21 protein-coding genes and 1 tRNA gene are annotated in these 19,080 nt (G+C 43.9%); 3 read left to right on the top strand and 19 right to left on the bottom strand.

The features are described 5' to 3' along the window. From ABUA34_RS00965 to ABUA34_RS00950, 4 genes are all read right to left on the bottom strand, one after another. A partial coding sequence (locus ABUA34_RS00965) for a DUF4190 domain-containing protein (RefSeq protein WP_349822696.1) occupies positions 1-694 on the bottom strand: 694 nt, incomplete at its 3' end. A 165-nt stretch (positions 695-859) separates the two neighbouring features. Further along, entirely contained in the window at positions 860-2,491 is a 1,632-nt protein-coding gene (groL, locus tag ABUA34_RS00960) for a chaperonin GroEL (RefSeq protein WP_004853959.1), read from the bottom strand. Positions 2,492-2,571: 80 nt separating this feature from the next. Continuing rightward, a complete protein-coding gene (locus ABUA34_RS00955; protein ID WP_015534141.1) occupies positions 2,572-2,859 on the bottom strand; it encodes a co-chaperone GroES in 288 nt (95 codons plus the stop codon). 170 nt (positions 2,860-3,029) lie between these two features. Beyond that, on the bottom strand, positions 3,030-3,905 hold the full coding sequence (locus tag ABUA34_RS00950; protein WP_022216012.1) for a DNA-3-methyladenine glycosylase family protein: 876 nt from the start codon (positions 3,903-3,905) through the stop codon (positions 3,030-3,032). Positions 3,906-4,052: 147 nt separating this feature from the next. Here ABUA34_RS00950 and ABUA34_RS00945 point away from each other — a divergent pair, with 147 nt between their 5' ends. Beyond that, positions 4,053-4,772, top strand: coding sequence for a DUF6062 family protein (locus ABUA34_RS00945; protein ID WP_015534143.1), 720 nt, complete (start codon positions 4,053-4,055; stop codon positions 4,770-4,772). Between the two features lie 54 nt (positions 4,773-4,826). Here the strand turns inward: ABUA34_RS00945 and ABUA34_RS00940 are convergent, their stop codons facing one another. Together ABUA34_RS00940 and ABUA34_RS00935 are read right to left on the bottom strand one after the other, a co-directional pair. Then, a complete protein-coding gene (locus ABUA34_RS00940; protein ID WP_349822695.1) occupies positions 4,827-5,492 on the bottom strand; it encodes a hypothetical protein in 666 nt (221 codons plus the stop codon). Positions 5,493-5,570: 78 nt separating this feature from the next. Next, complete coding sequence (locus ABUA34_RS00935; protein ID WP_055144198.1) at positions 5,571-7,247, bottom strand: glutamine--tRNA ligase/YqeY domain fusion protein; 1,677 nt, start codon at positions 7,245-7,247, stop codon at positions 5,571-5,573. A gap of 201 nt (positions 7,248-7,448) precedes the next feature. Between ABUA34_RS00935 and ABUA34_RS00930 the strand changes: the two genes are divergently transcribed. Next, positions 7,449-7,521, top strand: a tRNA-Thr gene (locus ABUA34_RS00930). Positions 7,522-7,804: 283 nt separating this feature from the next. Here ABUA34_RS00930 and ABUA34_RS00925 read toward each other — a convergent pair. The 5 genes from ABUA34_RS00925 to cysS all read right to left on the bottom strand — a co-directional run bounded on the left by ABUA34_RS00925 (position 7,805) and on the right by cysS (position 11,565). Beyond that, positions 7,805-8,056 carry a hypothetical protein gene (locus tag ABUA34_RS00925; RefSeq protein WP_349822694.1) on the bottom strand — a complete coding sequence of 84 codons (252 nt, stop codon included), beginning with the start codon at positions 8,054-8,056 and terminating at the stop codon, positions 7,805-7,807. Between the two features lie 201 nt (positions 8,057-8,257). Further along, the gene (locus tag ABUA34_RS00920; protein ID WP_055144193.1) at positions 8,258-8,848 is read right to left on the bottom strand and encodes a sigma-70 family RNA polymerase sigma factor; all 591 of its coding nucleotides are present in this window, start codon (positions 8,846-8,848) and stop codon (positions 8,258-8,260) included. A gap of 11 nt (positions 8,849-8,859) precedes the next feature. Beyond that, positions 8,860-9,642 carry a 23S rRNA (guanosine(2251)-2'-O)-methyltransferase RlmB gene (gene rlmB, locus ABUA34_RS00915; protein WP_015534148.1) on the bottom strand — a complete coding sequence of 261 codons (783 nt, stop codon included), beginning with the start codon at positions 9,640-9,642 and terminating at the stop codon, positions 8,860-8,862. Then, the gene (locus ABUA34_RS00910; RefSeq protein WP_055272798.1) at positions 9,632-10,189 is read right to left on the bottom strand and encodes a Mini-ribonuclease 3; all 558 of its coding nucleotides are present in this window, start codon (positions 10,187-10,189) and stop codon (positions 9,632-9,634) included. The genes rlmB and ABUA34_RS00910 overlap by 11 nt, the downstream gene beginning before the upstream one ends. After that, positions 10,174-11,565 (bottom strand): cysteine--tRNA ligase, encoded by a 1,392-nt coding sequence (gene cysS, locus ABUA34_RS00905; protein ID WP_015534150.1) that lies wholly within the window; start codon positions 11,563-11,565, stop codon positions 10,174-10,176. The genes ABUA34_RS00910 and cysS overlap by 16 nt, the downstream gene beginning before the upstream one ends. Before the next feature lie 276 nt (positions 11,566-11,841). Between cysS and ABUA34_RS00900 the strand changes: the two genes are divergently transcribed. Further along, positions 11,842-12,144: a DUF1292 domain-containing protein gene (locus tag ABUA34_RS00900; protein WP_015534151.1), complete on the top strand. Its 303-nt coding sequence runs from the start codon at positions 11,842-11,844 to the stop codon at positions 12,142-12,144. Positions 12,145-12,155: 11 nt separating this feature from the next. Here the strand turns inward: ABUA34_RS00900 and ABUA34_RS00895 are convergent, their stop codons facing one another. From ABUA34_RS00895 to ABUA34_RS00860, 8 genes are all read right to left on the bottom strand, one after another. Then, entirely contained in the window at positions 12,156-14,153 is a 1,998-nt protein-coding gene (locus ABUA34_RS00895; protein ID WP_349822693.1) for an ATP-dependent helicase, read from the bottom strand. A gap of 96 nt (positions 14,154-14,249) precedes the next feature. Continuing rightward, positions 14,250-14,753 carry an SEC-C metal-binding domain-containing protein gene (locus tag ABUA34_RS00890; RefSeq protein WP_118649196.1) on the bottom strand — a complete coding sequence of 168 codons (504 nt, stop codon included), beginning with the start codon at positions 14,751-14,753 and terminating at the stop codon, positions 14,250-14,252. 80 nt (positions 14,754-14,833) lie between these two features. Next, the gene (locus tag ABUA34_RS00885; protein ID WP_015534154.1) at positions 14,834-15,046 is read right to left on the bottom strand and encodes a hypothetical protein; all 213 of its coding nucleotides are present in this window, start codon (positions 15,044-15,046) and stop codon (positions 14,834-14,836) included. A gap of 1 nt (position 15,047) precedes the next feature. After that, positions 15,048-16,364 carry a replication-associated recombination protein A gene (locus ABUA34_RS00880; RefSeq protein WP_055144185.1) on the bottom strand — a complete coding sequence of 439 codons (1,317 nt, stop codon included), beginning with the start codon at positions 16,362-16,364 and terminating at the stop codon, positions 15,048-15,050. Positions 16,365-16,460: 96 nt separating this feature from the next. Then, positions 16,461-16,856 carry a response regulator gene (locus ABUA34_RS00875; protein WP_015534155.1) on the bottom strand — a complete coding sequence of 132 codons (396 nt, stop codon included), beginning with the start codon at positions 16,854-16,856 and terminating at the stop codon, positions 16,461-16,463. A gap of 18 nt (positions 16,857-16,874) precedes the next feature. Beyond that, the gene (locus ABUA34_RS00870) at positions 16,875-17,462 is read right to left on the bottom strand and encodes a TetR/AcrR family transcriptional regulator (protein ID WP_022216022.1); all 588 of its coding nucleotides are present in this window, start codon (positions 17,460-17,462) and stop codon (positions 16,875-16,877) included. Between the two features lie 82 nt (positions 17,463-17,544). Beyond that, complete coding sequence (locus ABUA34_RS00865; protein WP_015534156.1) at positions 17,545-18,444, bottom strand: DUF5688 family protein; 900 nt, start codon at positions 18,442-18,444, stop codon at positions 17,545-17,547. Between the two features lie 213 nt (positions 18,445-18,657). Further along, on the bottom strand, positions 18,658-19,080 hold a 423-nt coding region (locus tag ABUA34_RS00860), incomplete at its 5' end, for an aminotransferase class I/II-fold pyridoxal phosphate-dependent enzyme (protein ID WP_349822692.1).

The raw sequence follows: 19,080 nt of genomic DNA, 5'->3' as shown, positions 1-19,080 counted from the left end.
CCATATCCTGATATGTGTCCGATGTAAGAACCAGGATAATACAGAACACCAGGAACACAAGTGCTATTGCGCTCATTATAATACCTGCGATAGCCATTCCCTTGCCAGGCTTCTTATCCTTAAGACTTATGATACCTGTTATCAGTCCCGCAATGGCTGTGGCAATTCCCACATATGTGATACAACATCCAAATGTAAGAGAAAAGATACCAAGCACCATAGATGCTATGGATACGCCTTTGCTCTCCTGTGGCTGCATATTATTCTGTGGATATGCCGGACCTCCGCCCATATTCATGTCCTGGTTAGCATAATTCTGTCCGTATGGATCTCCCGGCTGTCCGTAGCCCTGACCATACTGACCATATCCCTGTCCGTACTGGCCACCTGGCTGGCCATAATTCTGTCCATACTGGCCGCCTGGCTGACCATAATTCTGATCATACTGTCCACCTGGCTGACCATAATTCTGTCCATACTGGCCGTCTGACTGACCATAGTTCTGGTCGTTCTGTCCATACTGGCCGTCTGACTGACCATAGTTCTGGTCGTTCTGTCCATACTGAGGCGCACCGGCATATGGATTCTGCTGTCCCGCCTGTCTGTTGTCTTCTGTTGGCTGATAGCCGCCAAAGCTGTTGTTATCTTCTCCCATCTCTTCCTGCCTTTCATTTATAACTTTTTTGTAACCCATACTTTCCCTTAGTCGAAAAATATCTGTTCTGATTATCTCACACATGCCGGTTAGTGTCAATTAACCTACATAAAAAAAGAAACACATCACCCGATTACGAATGATGTGATCCTTTTTTATCTTAGTCTTTGTATTTTACTGCGAAATCGTGTCTGACTCTATTCCTTAGAAGCCCATTCCGCCGCCCATTCCTGCTCCGCCTGCTGGCATTGCTGGAGCGTCTTCCTTGATATCAGCTACAACTGACTCTGTTGTGAGCATTGTTGAAGCAACTGATGTAGCGTTCTGAAGTGCACTTCTTGTAACCTTAACAGGATCAATGATTCCTGCCTCGATCATGTTGACATATGTCTCATTGTATGCATCAAAGCCCACACCAACCTCAGACTCTTTGATCTTGTTGATGATGACTGATCCCTCAAGTCCTGCATTGGCTGCGATGTGGAACAGTGGAGCCTCCATAGCCTTGAGAACTACCTTAGCGCCTGTCTTCTCATCGCCCTCAAGATCCTTTACAAGCTCTGCAACCTTCTTTGCAGCGTGGATGTATGCTGAACCACCACCTGAGATGATTCCCTCTTCAACTGCAGCTCTTGTGGCATTAAGGGCATCCTCCATACGGAGCTTAGCTTCCTTCATCTCTGTCTCTGTAGCTGCGCCGACTCTGATAACTGCAACTCCACCGGCAAGCTTTGCGAGTCTCTCCTGAAGCTTCTCTTTATCAAACTCTGATGTTGTCTCCTCAAGCTGAGCCTTGATGACATTTACACGACCTGCGATGTCTTCCTTAGCGCCCATACCATCAACGATAACTGTGTTCTCCTTTGTGATCTTAGCACTCTTTGCACGTCCAAGGTCATCAAGAGTAGCATCCTTGAGCTCATATCCAAGCTCCTCTGAGATTACCTTACCGCCTGTAAGAATAGCGATATCCTGAAGCATCTCTTTTCTTCTGTCGCCATAACCAGGAGCCTTTACAGCTACTACCTGGAATGTACCACGCAGCTTGTTGACGATAAGTGTTGTGAGAGCCTCACCCTCGATATCCTCAGCGATGATCAGTAGCTTTGATCCGCTCTGAACGATCTGCTCAAGAAGTGGAAGGATCTCCTGGATATTTGAGATCTTCTTATCTGTAATAAGTATATATGGGTTATCAAGCTCTGCAACCATCTTCTCCATATCTGTTGCCATGTAAGCTGAAATATAACCTCTGTCGAACTGCATACCTTCTACAAGGTCGAGCTCTGTCTTCATTGACTTTGACTCTTCGATTGTGATGACTCCATCCTTTGACACTTTCTCCATAGCGTCGGCAACCATCTGTCCAACCTCATCGTCACCAGCTGAGATAGATGCAACTCTTGCGATCTGATCCTTTCCGCTGATAGTCTCACTCATATCAAGAATAGCCTCAACTGCCTTGTCGCAAGCCTTCTTCATTCCCTTTCTGAGAACGATAGGATTAGCACCTGCTGCCAGATTCTTCATTCCTTCATTGATCATAGCCTGTGCAAGAACTGTAGCTGTTGTAGTACCATCACCTGCAACATCGTTTGTCTTTGTTGCAACTTCCTTGACGATCTGAGCACCCATGTTCTCAAATGCATCCTCAAGCTCGATGTCCTTTGCTATTGTAACACCATCATTTGTGATGAGTGGTGAACCGTATGACTTTGCAAGTACAACGTTTCTTCCTTTAGGTCCAAGTGTAACTCTTACTGTATCTGCTAACTGATTAACTCCTGCCTCAAGTGCCTTTCTAGCCTCAGCACCGTACTTAATTTCCTTTGCCATTTCTATCTACCTCCATGTTATATTACATATATATCATCCGCATATGTCTCCCACAGCTCACGCTGTCTGGATATATGCTTTTACTTCTCAACGATTGCAAGGATGCTGTCCTGCTTGATAACTATGTACTCTTCGTCGTCAAGCTTAACCTCTGAACCAGCGAACTTCTGATATATAACTGTATCTCCAACCTTAACGTCCATAGGAACCAGCTTGCCATCAACAACTGCTCCAGGGCCAACCTCTATAACCTCTGCATACTGTGGCTTCTCCTTTGCCTGGCCTGGTAATACGATTCCTGACTTTGTTGTCTCCTCTGCTACTGACTGCTTTAATACTACTCTGTCTCCAAGTGGTCTTAACTTCATGATATATACCTCCTGATTTATTTTTTCTTTTATTTTCTCATCTTCGTTCTTAGCACTCAATTTATGTGAGTGCTAACACTGTTTTATATTCTATCCATTTCTATAAAAAAATCAACCCTTATTTTCTAAAAAATATATAAAAATATGTCTGTCATCTACAGTAATACATATCACTTAAAAAGAGTCGTTCTTGCATAGTCAAACAGATACTGCTGCGCATATCCCCCGAGATTTCCGAACTTTTTCACGGCAAATGCCTCTATCTCCAGTTTTTTTGTGTCCTTGCCATCAAAGTACATGCTCTCCATGATCCTCTTCATCCACACATCCACAGGGAAAGCCTCACGTCTTCCAAGTCCAAAGAGCAGGACACAGTTGGCAACTTTCTCTCCTACTCCCTTTATAGTCATGAGAAGTTCCCTTGCCTGTTCTATGTCAAGTGCGTCAAGCTTCTCCTTTGTGACATTTCCCGAGTACACCGCCTCCGTCGCATTCATTATGTATGGAGCACGGAATCCGACCTTGCACTCCCTGAGCTCATCCTCTGTGACCTCATGAAGTCTGTCTACATCAGGGAACACATAAAATGCCTCGCCATTATATCCTATGACCTCATCACCAAATCTATGCGATATATTTTTCACACACTGTTTTATCTGAGGGATATTCTTGTTCTGGGATATGATAAATGATATAAGCGTCTCAAAGAAGTCCTGATTGAGTATACGTATTCCATCCTTCTCATTCACAGCCGTCTGAAGTGCGCTGTCCGCCTTTATGACACTCTCCTTGATGAGCCCGTAATCGTTGTCCATATCCAGATAAGGACGCCATATTCCTTCATAGTCTTCCATGGATGAACCATATATCCTGAGCACGCCGCCTGACTGTTCCATCTTCACAGCCCTGCCAAATGCTATGACCTCATACACTTCATCATCAAGCTTGTCAAAATGAAAGCACTGACCACACTCAAGTATCTGAGAAAGTCTGAAATCCTTCACTCCGTCTACCGTAACTATATTGCCATCACAACTTACATTCATCTTCCGTACACCTGCCATTTCATATTTGTATAATTGTGCTTTTTGTCTTATAAATTTCTCCAGGCTATTGTATAATACCTGTATATTATTTTCAATGTCACATAAGCAGTGTGGCAAAAACTGACACTATCACAAACAGGAGGATCTATGGCTGAACAGATATACACTATACCAGTAAACGATGCATTTGACAGCGGCTGCGAATGCCCTATGTGCCAGATGCAGAAGGATCTTGAACGAAATGCAATTGAATATACGATGGGGCCAAGCTACATGGAGGACGACAACCGTGCCATGACTGACAAGCTTGGTTTTTGCAGTCATCATCTGAGAATGCTCTATCAGGAAAAGAATCGTCTGGGTCTGGCACTCATGATGAACACCCATATGAATAAGACTATACAAGATATGAGGGCGCTGGCTGCCAAAGGTCCCGCCGCCAAAGCCGGTCTGTTCGGCAAGAACACACCAAATGCACCTGTTGTCGATTATATAGAGAATATGGAGAAAAGCTGCTTCATTTGTGGACGTATGGATGACATGTTCGTACGCTATGTAGACACTATCTTCCATATGTGGAAAAGAGATTCCGAGTTCAGGGACAAATTTGCTACGAGCAAAGGCTTCTGTACATACCACTACGGAATACTGTACAAGACAGGCCAGAACAAACTGAGCAAGGAACAGTATGCGCAGTTCATCGAAATCCTCAACAAGGTATACTTTGACAATATGGAACGTGTCAATGGTGACCTGAGCTGGTTCATAGACAAGTTTGACTACAGATACAAGAACGAGCCATGGAAGAATTCCAAGGACGCCCTCCCGAGAGGGATCATCAAGATTGGCCACACATTTGTAGAATAATAAACACATGACAATAAATAAAAGCCGCCTTACATATCTGTAAAGCGGCTTATTTTAACTGACTCTCCATGCAATGAGACCATCCGGAAGCGCCGGCTTTATCATGCCAGGCCTTCTGCCTGTGTTCTCTATGCCATGAGCCTGTTTCATTCTCTCATGGAGATATGCTCTGTATTCTGTGAGAAGCCCGGTAAATATCGGTCTGAGCTCAGGGCACCTTCTGAAATCCCCCGGCTTGACAAGTCCCGGTTTCTTGTGGAATATATCCACACCGGCATTTTTCAACACCGATGCCACGAACTGTGAACAGAAGAAACTGTATTCCCTCTCATACGCAAGATGGAAAAATACGCTGAATACACCCATGAAGTTATATCCGTATCTGTCCGGATGCTTCTTGAATCTGGCGAGCTCCTGCTGTATCCTGTCATACTGCTTACTCGTGACCTTCAGCTCATACACAGCGCATCTGGTTCCCTTGTGCTTTCCAAATATTCCCTTTTCTATGTTCTCACTGATAAATCCACTGTTAAATGGATTGTATACACCTTTCCTTGCAAAACTGTACATCTCATCAAGACTTATGTCCAGTGCCAGAGATGTGTGACAATACGGCTCTCTGGTCATAAGCTTTATGAGATTTGAAGGAACTGTTTTTGTCTTTGACAAAAGTATGTATACCTTCTTACTCTCATCTTTCATATTTTTGTTTCCAATCACCTATTTTGATGTACGCATATCCCCCCACAGGATAAGCGCCAATCCCCACATCATAAATTATAAACGCATCCCCGGTAATTACTTGCCCGGCTTGTAAGAACTCTTGAGTGACACGATCCTGTTGTATACAGGATGCTCCGCTGTAGAATCCTTTGAGTCAACACAGAAGAAACCATTTCTCAGGAACTGGAATGCCTCTCCCGGCTGAGCCTCCTCAAATGCCTTCTCAAGCTTACATCCCTGTTTGATAACAAGTGAGTTTGGATTGAGATTCAATGTACCATCGTCGTTGAGCTTCCCCTTCTCCTCATCGATGATATTCTCATACAGACGAACCTCTGCATCTATTGCGCTCTCTGCCGATACCCAGTGAATGGTTCCCTTGACCTTACGTCCCTCAAAGCCTGAACCGCTTCTTGTCTCTGGGTCATATGTACAATGTACTGTTGTGACATTGCCGTCCTCGTCCTTCTCAAATCCCACGCACTTTACGAAATATGCATTCTTAAGACGAACCTCGTTGCCAGGGAACAGTCTGAAATACTTCTTAGGAGGCTCCTCCATGAAGTCCTCTCTCTCTATATACAGATACTTGCTGAATGCTACCTTTCTGCTTCCGAGCTCCTCGTTCTCCTGATTGTTCTCGACATCGAGGTACTCAACCTGATCCTCAGGATAGTTGTCGATGACAAGCTTTACAGGATCAACAACTGCCATGTATCTCTTGGCTGTGAGCTTCAGGTCGTCTCTCACGCAATACTCAAGCATAGCGTAATCAACAGACGACTGGCTCTTGGATATTCCAACCAGCTCCATGAACTTCTTAATAGCTGATGGTGTGAAGCCTCTTCTTCTGAGGGCTGCAATGCTTACAAGACGTGGGTCATCCCATCCGTCTACTATTCCGTCCTCGACAAGCTTCTTGATGTATCTCTTACCTGTTATGACATTTGTCAGGTAAAGCTTTGCGAACTCTATCTGCTTTGGTGTGCCCTCAGGTGAATCCTTGTAACCGAGCTCCATAACCACCCAGTCATACAGAGGTCTGTGATCCTCAAACTCAAGTGTACATATAGAATGTGTAACACCCTCGATGGCATCCTCGATAGGATGTGCAAAGTCATACATAGGGTAAATGCACCACTTGTCACCTGTGTTGTGGTGGTTCATTCTTGCTATTCTGTAGATAATAGGATCTCTCATGTTGATGTTAGGGCTTGCCATATCTATCTTTGCACGGAGTACCTTACTTCCGTCAGGGAACTCACCGTTCTTCATTCTCTCGAACAGATCAAGATTCTCCTCTATGCTTCTGTCTCTGTATGGGCTGTTCTTGCCCGGCTCAGTGAGAGTTCCTCTGTACTCTCTGATTTCATCTGCTGTGAGGTCACACACATATGCCTTGCCCTTCTTGATGAGCTTTATGGCAGCCTCGTACATCTGGTCAAAGTAATTTGATGCAAAGAACACTCTGTCTCCAAAGTCTGCTCCCAGCCACTTGACATCTGCAAGTATTGACTCTACGAACTCTGTTTTCTCCTTTGTAGGGTTGGTATCGTCAAATCTGAGATTAAACTGTCCGCCATACTGCTGTGCCAGTCCGTAATTCAAAAGTATTGACTTGGCATGTCCTATATGTAAATATCCATTTGGCTCTGGTGGGAATCTGGTAACGATCTTCGGCACCTTACCCTCTGCGATATCTTTCTCAATTATCTGTTCAATGAAATTCTTACCTGTCATCTCTTCAGCCATTTCCAAACTGCCTCCCGCTTTTTTTGATAATTCTAAATGTCTGCAACCGAATTTGCACACGATTACAGTTAGTTTACCATACTTTTACTGCTTGTACCACAATTATCTTTTGATTTGTCATTATTTTTCGCACAAATGTAAATATTTTACTTGATTTTTGATGTCCATTTTGTTATAGTTATTATTGCTTTTGAAAAGCAAGCTACTATAGCTCAGGTGGTAGAGCGCAACATTGGTAATGTTGAGGTCACGGGTCCGACTCCCGTTAGTAGCTTTTATTTTTTTGTCCGTATTTACGCCGCCCTGAGCGGCTTTATTTTTTTGCAAGAAAAAAGCGCCCCACTTAGGTGCTTTTTTCTCTGAACATTATATCAGGCGGATCACTTACTTTCCGCCCGCAGTCTCAGCTTCATATATTCCATCAGCCCACTTCTTATTCCACTCACCCATGACATCGTTCAGGGACTTGTGTCCGCAGTGTGACTGTCCAAGTGCTGTGTCGATCAGATCGACCTGGTACTGTGAACCCTTGTCAAGATCGAGCTCAGAAGCTTTATTTACATTAGTCCATTTTCCCTTATTGTCGACGCTTGCTGCATTGTTTGCAATGAGGTCAATGCTCTCAAATTCTTAAGACCAACAAAATTGGATGTCTCGCTTATTCCATCCCAGTCCGTCAAACTGTTCTTAAACATATCCACAAATGATATATAAGTGAATACGATAAGAAGCAATACCGGCAAAGCCAGGAACAATACGATCGTTCCCACCTTACCTTTACCTTTTTTAGCTTTGCTCTCCGCTCTCATGCCACCACTCCTTAATCTGATGATCAATAAAAAATAATCATTTTTACCTTTTGTTACTTTCGATTAAGGTTGGCTATACATTTATTTTAGTTTATTTCAAGCTAATATGCAGGCTTATTAGCAAATTCTTTGCAAAAAAAGGAAGCGACATATTGCCACTTCCTGTCTTTGATTAAACAACTTAAAATTTTATTATTCTAATTACACATCCCTGAGCTTAGCTCTGATCCTCTGAACCGCATTGTCTATGGATTTTGCCGGTTTGCAGAGTCTCTCCCCTATCACTTCATAAGAAGCGCCTGTTAGATATTCGTCAAGAACACGCTTCTCAAGCTTAGAAAGCTTACTGTCGATGAGCTTTATAAGATCTGACTCACGCAGCTTCGCCATCATGATATCCTCAGGATTAGTTATGACACCCGAATCTATCTCATCAAGCGGGCTGGAGTAATCTCCCCCGCCATCGCCATAGATCGATATATAGTAGTTCAACGGTCCGTTTTTCTTGTTGTTTGAATTGTTCACCGCGGTAATGAGCTGCCTTCTCACGCACATGAACGCAAAGGTCTTGAATGTCGCGCCCTTGTCAGGTCTGTAATTATTCACAGCCTTGACCAGTCCGATCATGCCCTCCTGTATAAGATCCTCCTCATCAGCACCTATGATATAAAGGCTTCTGCTCTGTCCCGTTATCATTGGGCCATAGCGCTTGATAAGTGTCTCCATAGCATCGTTATCCTTTTGTTCATTTATAAGCTCCAGCAGTTCATTATCTGATAATTCCGAATACATATACTCTACCTTTACTTGTTCATCCTCTGTCTTACGACCTCATAAGCCAGAACTCCGGCAGCAACTGACGCGTTGAGTGAGTCTATGTCTCCCTTCATAGGAACAGATACGACATAATCACACTTCTCCTTGACCAGTCTGCTGACACCGCTTCCCTCATTACCTATGACAAGTCCAAGGGAACCTGTGAGGTTACACTTGTACATGAGTTCTCCGTCCATATCCGCACAGGCGAACCACATGCCTCTATCTTTCAGCTCCTCTATGGTCTTGCTGATATTTGTAACCTTTGCAACAGGTGTATAATTGATAGCTCCCGCTGATGCCTTTACAACCGTTGCTGTGATTCCGACTGCACGCCTCTTAGGTATGATCACACCGTGGGCACCACAGAGATTCGCTGTTCTGATGATCGCACCAAGATTGTGTGGATCCTCTATCTCATCGAGTATGAAGAAAAATGGATCCTCTCCTCTGCTCTCAGCCAGTGCAAACATATCCTCTATCTCTGCGTACTTATATGCCGCTGCATGAGCTATCACGCCCTGATGCTTGCCAGCCTGTGACATCTGGTTTAACTTTTCCTTTGAGAGGTAGTTTATCACTGTGTCCTGCTTCTTTGCCTCTCTGACTATGCTGTTCACGATTCCATCCCTGCATCCGTCAAGGACATACAGCTTATCTATGGTCTTGCCTGATCTGAAAGCCTCGAGGACTGCATTTCTTCCCTCTATGACAAATGCTTCCTCATCGCTCTCTGTCTTAATGTTATTCTCAAATTCTCTATTCTGCATCTTTTTCTCCATCTGTACTCTCTGTACTCTGTTCAAGTGTTGAGGTATCCTCTATTGTATCTTCCTGTACTGCTTTGCCCGGATCCTTGTGCTGCTGTTCTGCCCTGTCCGTTTCAACTGGATCATGGTTCAGTATGATCCTCGTGATCTCAAACATCCTGTCATACTGCTTATCAAGATACAGAAAGCCTATAAGGCACTCAAAGCCCGTTGCCATTCGGTACTGTCCCACAGTCGCATTCTTGGCTGTTGAATGAGTCTTGGTGTTCCTGCCTCTCTTGTATATCCACTCTTCCTCCTCGGTGAGCAGTCCGTTGTCCAGAAGATACATTATATATCCCGCCTGAGCCTCCGCCTTCACAAGCTGGCTCACCTCTTTGTGGTATTTGTATGCCTGCTTGTTATCCTTTGTGACAGCAAGGGTCTTTATGAGAAGATCAAACACGCTGTCACCTATATATGCAAGTGAAAGCGGTGAATACTCCCTTGGATTAGTGTATGTCACCCCGAGTATCTCAGTAAAGTAACTGTCTATGCTCTTTTCCATTTTACGCCCTCTCTGGTATCCTCAAGGATAATTCCCATATCACTGAGCTGGTCACGGATCTCATCTGCCCTAGCAAAGTTCTTTGCCTTTCTTGCAGCCTGTCTCTCCTCGATAAGAGCCTCTATATCTGAATCAAGTATCTCTTTCTTCTTCTCTGTGATGATTCCAAGTATGTCGCAGAGCTTTGTCACTGTATTGAGCACAAGCTCCACAGTAGCCTTTGTTGACTCCTCTGTCACATTTACATTTGCATATTTTACGAGCTCAAATATAACTGAGATCGCATCTGCAGTGTTGAGGTCGTCATCCATGGCTGCCTCATATTTCTTCACAAATGCATCCATCTCGTCTGCAACTGCCTTATCTACTTCTCCTTCTGTTCCGCTTATAGACTTCAGTCTGTCAACTGCTGTAAGGATTCTCTCAAGGCCGTTCTTTGAAGCCTCAACAAGGTCTGCTGAGAAGTTGAGCGGACTTCTGTAATGGGCTGACAACATGAAGAATCTGATGACCTGAAGAGGGTACTTCTCTGCTATCTCTCTGACTGTGAAGAAGTTGCCAAGTGACTTGGACATCTTCTCATTGTTGATCTTGAGGAAGCCGTTGTGCATCCAGTATCTTGCGAACTCTGTGCCATTTGCAGCCTCACTCTGTGCTATCTCGTTCTCATGGTGTGGGAATACAAGATCCTCTCCACCCGCATGTATATCTATTACATCTCCGATATATTTCTTGGACATAACCGAGCACTCAAGATGCCAGCCTGGTCTTCCATCGCCCCATGGTGATGGCCATGATGGCTCGCCCTCCTTCTTTGGCTTCCAGAGAACGAAATCAAGCGGATCCTCCTTCTCATCAACACCTGATACAAGAAGGTCTCTGTTACCTGAACGGAGGTCATCGATATTCTTCTTGGACAGCTTGCCGTAGTCCTTGAACTTTCTGGTTCTGAAGTATACGGTTCCATTCACCTCGTAAGCGTATCCCTTCTCTATAAGAGTCTTTACCATCTCAATCATATCCGGTATCTCTTCTGTTGCCTTTGGATGTGTTGTCGCCTCACGCACATTGAGAGCCGCCATATCCTTCTTGACCTCTGCGATATATCGCTCTGATATAACGCTGGCATCCACACCCTCCTCATTTGCACGCTTTATAATCTTGTCATCGACATCAGTAAAATTCGATACATAATTGACATCATAGCCCTTGTACTCCAGATATCTTCTGAGCGTATCAAATACTATCATTGGTCTGGCATTTCCTATATGGATATAATCATATACAGTAGGACCACATACATATATTCCCACCTTACCCTCGTTGATAGGCACAAACTCTTCTTTTCTTCTTGTGAGCGTGTTTAAAATCTTCATAAATATAATGTCCTTTCTATATTGGTCGATAATATATCTGTAAGCAAACAAAAAACTTCGTCCCAATATACATATGATATGCATATAGAGACGAAGTATTATCTCCGCGGTTCCACTCTGATTGTATTAAATACTACAATTCCTGTTCTTCGCCTTTTGTGTCTAGTATATGTGCGGGTGCAGGCTTTGTCAATAATTTCATTTTATAATTGTACTGGACATAGCACCAATTATTTACTAGAATAAACTGAATAAAACAATCAGGAGGATACCTATATGTCAGATATAAACAATAACGAAACCGACGAAATGGATATCGAGATGATCGATATAACATACGAGGATGGAACATCCTGCACATGTGAGATCATTGCCAAATTCGAGGTAAATGACATCTCTTATGCCGCTCTGCTTCCTGCAGATGACGAGGATGCCGATATCATCGTGTACAGATACAGCGAGCAGGGAGACGATGTCACCCTCGACGAGATCACCGACGAGGCTGAGTTCAACGATGTCGCTGACGCCCTCGACGAGATCCTGGACGATCTGGAATTCAATTCAGATGACGAGGAATAATATCCGTACATCTATGCGTTTTCTATAAGCTCGTTATTTATCGTGTATTCAAGGCTGAGCGTCTTTGTTTCATGTATATCATCGAAGTGGACACACAGCTTTCTGTCATCTACATATGTGATGACTCCACGTCCATACCGCTTGTGGATTATGGTGTTTCCTGTTTTTATCAGAGACCTGTCCACAAGCATTTCCTGGACAAATCTCGAGGTCACCGCTTTTCTTCCATACATTTTCTGGGGAACATACACATACAGTCCATACTTAGCCCTCGTGACGGCCACATAGAACAACCGGCGTTCCTCCTCTATATTTCCATCTCCGACTGATTTCTTATGAGGCGTTATGTCCTCAACAGCATCCATTATGAATACATATGAATACTCAAGTCCCTTTGAACAGTGCATAGTCGAAAGCGTGACTGTATCACCTGCCACACTGCCCTGCCTGCTCTGCTCTCTGAGCTGTTTTGTATATTCGTCTATATACTCCATCCAGCCGTCGAAGCTCAGAAAGTCTTTTGCACTGTCCTGTATCTCCTCCAGGATATCCATATAATCGTCCTCACTCACGCCCCTGTACTCAGCATATTCCCTCACATACGCATCCAGTCCAACCGCTTTCCTTATATAATTCACGGCCGCGTACGGCGCAAGTCTGCTTATCCTCTCCAGATCGTTCTCGAGAACATTTATGTTGTTGACTATTCTGTACTTATCCTTATAATGCTGCCTCAGCTCCTCAAAGTTCACCACCGGCGAATCAAATGCATCCCTGCTTATATACCTGTTCGGCTTATTGATGATCCTGAGGACCGTTCTCCTGTCCCTGCTGCCCCTTGCAAGCCTTATATAGTCAAATATGTTCTCAGCTAGGAAGTGCGTGAAGATATTTGGTATGTTATCCTTCATCAAAAATGGTATGCCATTTTCCATGAGCTTTGAAGCCAGCGCCCTCGGCTCGGTATTCGTCCTGAATATGATCGCCATTTCACGGTATGGAATACCAGCCCGGTTAAGCTCTGTTATCCTGTCTATGATCTTCTTATTCTGCTCCGTCATGCTGTCCGTCTTAACTATATGGACTCTGTCGCTCTGTCCCGCGGCAAATGCCGACCTGAGCTGCTTCTCATATCTGTCCCGGTTGTTCTGTATTATCCGCTTCGAGCACTCAACTATATCGTAGCTGCAGCGGTAATTGACATTCAGGTATTCTATGACCGTACCATGGAAATCCTCCGGGAACTTCTTCATTATAGCCGGAGCAGCCCCCCTGAAGCCATACACCGACTGATCATCGTCACCCACGGAAAATACGTTCTGTCTCTCTCCGGCTAGCAGCTTCACAATGTCATACTGGATCATATTTATATCCTGGAACTCATCTATGAGTATGTACCGAAACTTGTTCTGCCACATCTTAAGTATGTCTGGTCTCTCCGACAATAGCTCATATGTGAACACCAGCATATCGTCAAAATCTATCTTCCCGCATCTTCTCAGGAAATTCTCATACTCATCGTACACAATGCGGAAATCCTCAAGCTTCATCGTTGTGCTCTCATAGTTCTCAAGACTCACTCTCTCGCTCTTGACATTGCCTATCTCCCCGACAACATTCTTGGCAAAATCCTCCTGGCTGTCATACCTAAAGCCGTGTCTGTCTATGCTGTCCCTGATTGCTCCATACTTTTCGGAATCCGTGACGATATTCGCCGCTGTGTAATTATATGCATTTCTGAGCATCCAGAAAAACACAGAGTGAAACGTTCCAAATGTTACTCCGCGGGTTCCCGGACACAGCTCCTGAAACCGCCCCTTCATCTCATTCGCCGCAGCCTTCGTGAAGGTTATGACCAGGATATTGTCCGGTCTCACACCATGTTCCTCTGTCATGTATTTTATCCTGTGGGTGATGACCGTAGTCTTACCTGAACCAGGCCCCGCTAGCAGCAGCATCGGCCCATCGCAGTGTCTCACCGCTCTCTTCTGGGATTCATTAAATTCCATCTGTATATCCTTTCACGCAAATATAAAAGGCGGTCAAAAGTTTACCCTTTAACCGCCTTCTCATATATGCCAGTTATATCAGCATGATATATATCATTACTTACCGCAGCACTTCTTGTACTTAAGTCCGCTTCCACATGGACATGGATCGTTTCTTCCAACCTTTGGTGCCTTGATGATAGTCTTAGATGACTTCTGTATCTTGTAGAGCTCGTCTCTCTTTGCCTTGGAGAATATTCCCTCCCACTGAGGAAGAGTGTAGAGCCACTCTGCATTGCACTCAACCATGTTCATATAAAGCTTCTCATAATCTATAGGAAGCTTAACCTCTGAGTCCTCTGTCACATCATCAAGATTGTTTGATTCTGCAAGACTGTCATCTATTCCGTCGAGGAATCCGATCATATACTGAATAGTGAGTCCGTACTTCTCAGCAAGCTCTTTTACAGTTCCATGTACAGGGTCTGCAAGAGGATTAGCAAGAAGCTGCTCATATACGCCCTTCTCTGCCTGGAAATAACTAACCCAGAATTCCTTCCCCTCAGGTGTTCTGTCATCTAATCCGTATGCGTAATCACGCCATTCTTTTAATAAACTCATTTCATCTACCTCTTAAGTATTTTTTGAACTTTAAAGAGTATATCAAATTATGTAATTTTTTTCAACACATTTGTACTGTTCTACTTGTTCTGATCTCTCATATCTTCGCCCTTGCGTCTGAGCACCCTGGCGATGAGCCATATTCCCCAGCACACAACAGGAATGACCACATCAAGGAATATCATACCCATCAGATTATCACTTCCGGTTATTCCCATTATAAATGTCGCAACATACATTCCGATGAGCACAAGTACAAGCACTATAGCTCCAATTCTCTTCAATATATCCATATCAGTCTCTCTTCTTTATCTTATCAAAATACGCCTTGATATCTCTCTCATAACCATTGTCCGACGGCTCATAGAATACCCTGCCTGCAATCTTATCAGGAAGATACTGCTGGTCAACGTAATTATTCGGATAATCATGAGCGTATTTGTATCCTGAGTGTCCAAGCTTTGCTGCACCGCCGTAATGTGCATCTCTGAGATACACCGGAACCTGACCCGTGTCCTCATGCTTTACCGCATCCATAGCCGCAAATATCGCATTCACCACAGAATTGCTCTTCGGTGCACACGCAACGTAGGAAGCCGCATGGGCAAGTATTATCTGTGCCTCAGGCATTCCGACTCTCTCCACAGCCTGTGCACATGCCGACGCCACCACGATAGCATTCGGATCAGCATTGCCCACATCCTCACTGGCACATATCATGATCCTTCTGGCAATAAACTTTATATCCTCACCTCCGTAAAGCATCTTTGCAAGGTAGAATATCGCCGCATCAGGATCTGATCCACGCATGCTCTTTATAAATGCGGATATTATATCATAATGATTATCTCCGTCCTTGTCATATCTTATAGCTCTCTTCTGGATACATTCCTCCGCCACTTCAAGCGTTATGTGTATCCTGCCATCCTCGCTTCTCTCCGTCGACAGAACTCCGAGCTCTATGGCATTTAACGCACTTCTCGCATCTCCCGACGCCATGTCTGCAAGAAAGTCCTCGGCATCCTCATCAATGTCTGCATCAAATGCACCCATGCCATTTTCTGAGTACACCGCCTTGTGGATGAGCTTCTTGATGTCCTCCCTGGACAATGGATTGAGCTGGAATATATGGGATCTGGATATAAGAGCCCCGTTAACCTCAAAATAAGGATTCTCCGTGGTCGCTCCTATGAGTACCACCGTTCCATCCTCAACAAATGGCAGGAGATAATCCTGCTGTGACTTGTTGAATCTGTGGATCTCATCGATGAACAGTATAGTCCGTCTGCCATACATAGCCTTGGTATTCTTCGCCTCTTCCACAACCTTTTCCATGTCCTTCTTGCCCGCCGTTGTGGCGTTGAGCTGTCTGAACTCCGCTTTGGTTGTATTGGCTATGACCATGGCAAGCGTAGTCTTGCCGGTCCCCGGAGGGCCATAAAATATAAGCGAACTTATCTTATCCGCTTTTATCGCCCTGTACAAAAGCTTGTCCTTGCCTATAATATGTTCCTGTCCAACCACGTCATCAAGGCTGGTCGGTCTCATTCTTTTTGCCAGAGGAGAATCATCCTCCGAGAAATTCTCCCTCATATACTCAAATAAATCCATCTTTATGTCCCTGCCATCTAATATTCAGTGTCATAAGACACTTCGAAGCCCGATATCTTACAATAACGGGCTTCGCATGTATCAATATCATATCATCTACTTGATAATGTCCAGTTTCTTCAGCATGTCATTAAACTTCATGATATCAATCGGCTTACATATGTAATCATCATAATCGTCGCTGGCGAGATTACTGTCAAAGCTTGCCTCGTCAAGTGCGCTGGTCATTATGACCTTCGATCTGAGCATCCTTGACACTCCGTGCTTTCTCTCTGCACTTCTTATGGATGCCAGAACTTTATACCCATCTATCTTTGGCATCATGATATCAAGACACACCAGCTCGAACAGTTCGCCCTTCTCAAGAGCATTTACAAATTCATCAACCGCTGCGATTCCATCAGGTGTTATGACCACATCACCAAACTTACTCAAATACTTGGATAAAAATTTTGCATTTGCAACATCATCCTCAGCTATTAATATCTTCATGACAATTCCTCCCTAATTTTACAACCTAAGTACTTTCTCAAGATGACTGAGCATCTCCTTGATCTCACCCCTGAAACTCTTCCTTGAGTATTGGTTTCTCCGTTCAAGCAATCCCTCTGTAAAAATTCCGTTGAACATGAGCGTAAGTTCCTTCGGTGAGAAAACCGCTCGTATCTCCTTGCTGTCAATCGCACTCTGAAACAATGTGCATACAAAATCATTACGCTTCAACATACACTCAGAGATGATCTCTCTCGTCTCTGACATGTGAAGCAATTCTTCATAATGCAGCATTATCGCACCCATACCAATATAGTTATCATAATATGTTGCATATGTATCTGCATAATACTTGATCTTATCCAGGTATGTCCCGTCAAGTCTCTCAACAGTCCTCTGGATATTGACATCAAATGCCGCATATTCGTTCACAACCGCTATAAGTACCTCATCTATACCCCCAAAATACTTATATATCAGTGTATCAGATATATTCTGCTTTCGTGCAAGGTTCTTCGGTGTAAGAGCATGTAATCCCAAATCTCCAATCAGTTCGATAGCTGAAGCGACAATTTTATCTCTGCGCGAAATATAACTATCCTCCAATGTCTGTTCCTCCCATTACACATAATTTTGCCCTTAGAACACTGATTTTATTCTATGTCATGGGATATATTTTGTCAACATTTTAGACTATCAAGAGTTTTCCTTTTTCCCTGCTGTACATATACAGACTGTCAGACAGATAATCCATGGCAGACACTGTTACCTTGTTCGCCTCTCTTATGAGATCCTTGTAATAATCCTCTGTGTAATCCGCACTTGCCCTGATAAACAGCAGCTCATGCACACTGGATGGCAGGATATATATGTCATCACCCACCATATTCGCACACTCCTCAAGCATTCCATCATACAGTACGGCCGTGGCCCCATTGATACCGTGCGTGTTTGACAACATGTACAGTTCGTCCACATTGTCACAGTCGTCATCGAAATCTATCCCTTCATATCTGCCCTTCAGCGCATCAAAAAGGTTCTGCCTTACACACGGAAACATTCTCTGGGTGTTCTTAAGTGCATTCTTATACAATGTATCCAGACTGACTCTCCACCTCTTCACATCATTATTGTTGACTATCGTGGTTGCCAGGCCGTCGTTATCCAGACTCAGCACCCTTCTGAAAGTTATCGCAAGATCATTAAACTCTATAAATGGTGCACTCTCAAGCAGCCGGCTATTTCGCTCCCTGTTGACAAGCCGCAATATTATGTTGTCCATAACCTTCGTCTCATCCACCACATCGCGTATATCAAGCTTCCTGCACCTGCAGTTCGCCTCTCTGAGCCTGCATATATCTTCCATAACAACATCAAAATCCATCCCCTGCTCATAATCCCTGTAAAACGGATCAAGATATATCGTAGGACACACCTCTTCAGAGCTCTTGCACACATTCATCGCAGTGAGCTCCACCCCATTATTCTTCAAAACCTTATTGACCCGGATGTCTGATCCATCTCCCTGTCTGAGAAGTCTGCTTCTCATTTCATCCACTACTCTGGCTATAAATTCATCAAAATTCATTCAATTCTCCTTTTACAAACAAAATCAAACGAAACGTCCCGATATTTTTTCCTGAAATATTTCATGGGTGAATTCTATAGAAAAACTCTGCCAAATTCAATAATTTTGGTGCGCTTTATAGTGGAATCCTGCGCTTTATATTGGAATCCTGGCACAGTTGTTGCCGCCATATCAAGAAAAAACCGCCATGCCTTCGGCACAGCGGTCTGTTTATTATCTCTCCTGTATATAATTTGTAAGGAACTCTGTGAATTTATCCATCTCTTCATCCGTACCAATGGATATCCTCAGATAATTGTCTATACGTGGTTTGTCAAAATATCTGACATATATATGGGCATCCTTCGCAGCCTGGAATATCTCCTTTGCCGGAATATCCTTATGCGTTGCAAATACAAAGTTTGCAGACGAAGGAAGGCATGTAAAATCAAGTGGCTTTATAGCTTCCACGAATCTCTCTCTCGTGGCGACCACCTTTGAAACAGTCTCCTTAAAATACTCATCGTCCTTAACTGACTCTGTTCCCATTATCAGTGATGGTCTGTTCATTGTATATGAGTTGTATGAATACTTTACGTCATTGAGGGCCTTTATCAGAACCGGGTTGCTTATTGCATATCCTATCCTGAGTCCCGC

Source organism: Coprococcus sp. RTP21428st1_C9_RTP21428_210409, assembly GCF_040227395.1.
GTDB lineage: Bacteria > Bacillota > Clostridia > Lachnospirales > Lachnospiraceae > Coprococcus > Coprococcus aceti.
Note: the sequence above shows the minus strand (reverse complement) of the source record. Positions and strands in the feature narration are given on the sequence as shown.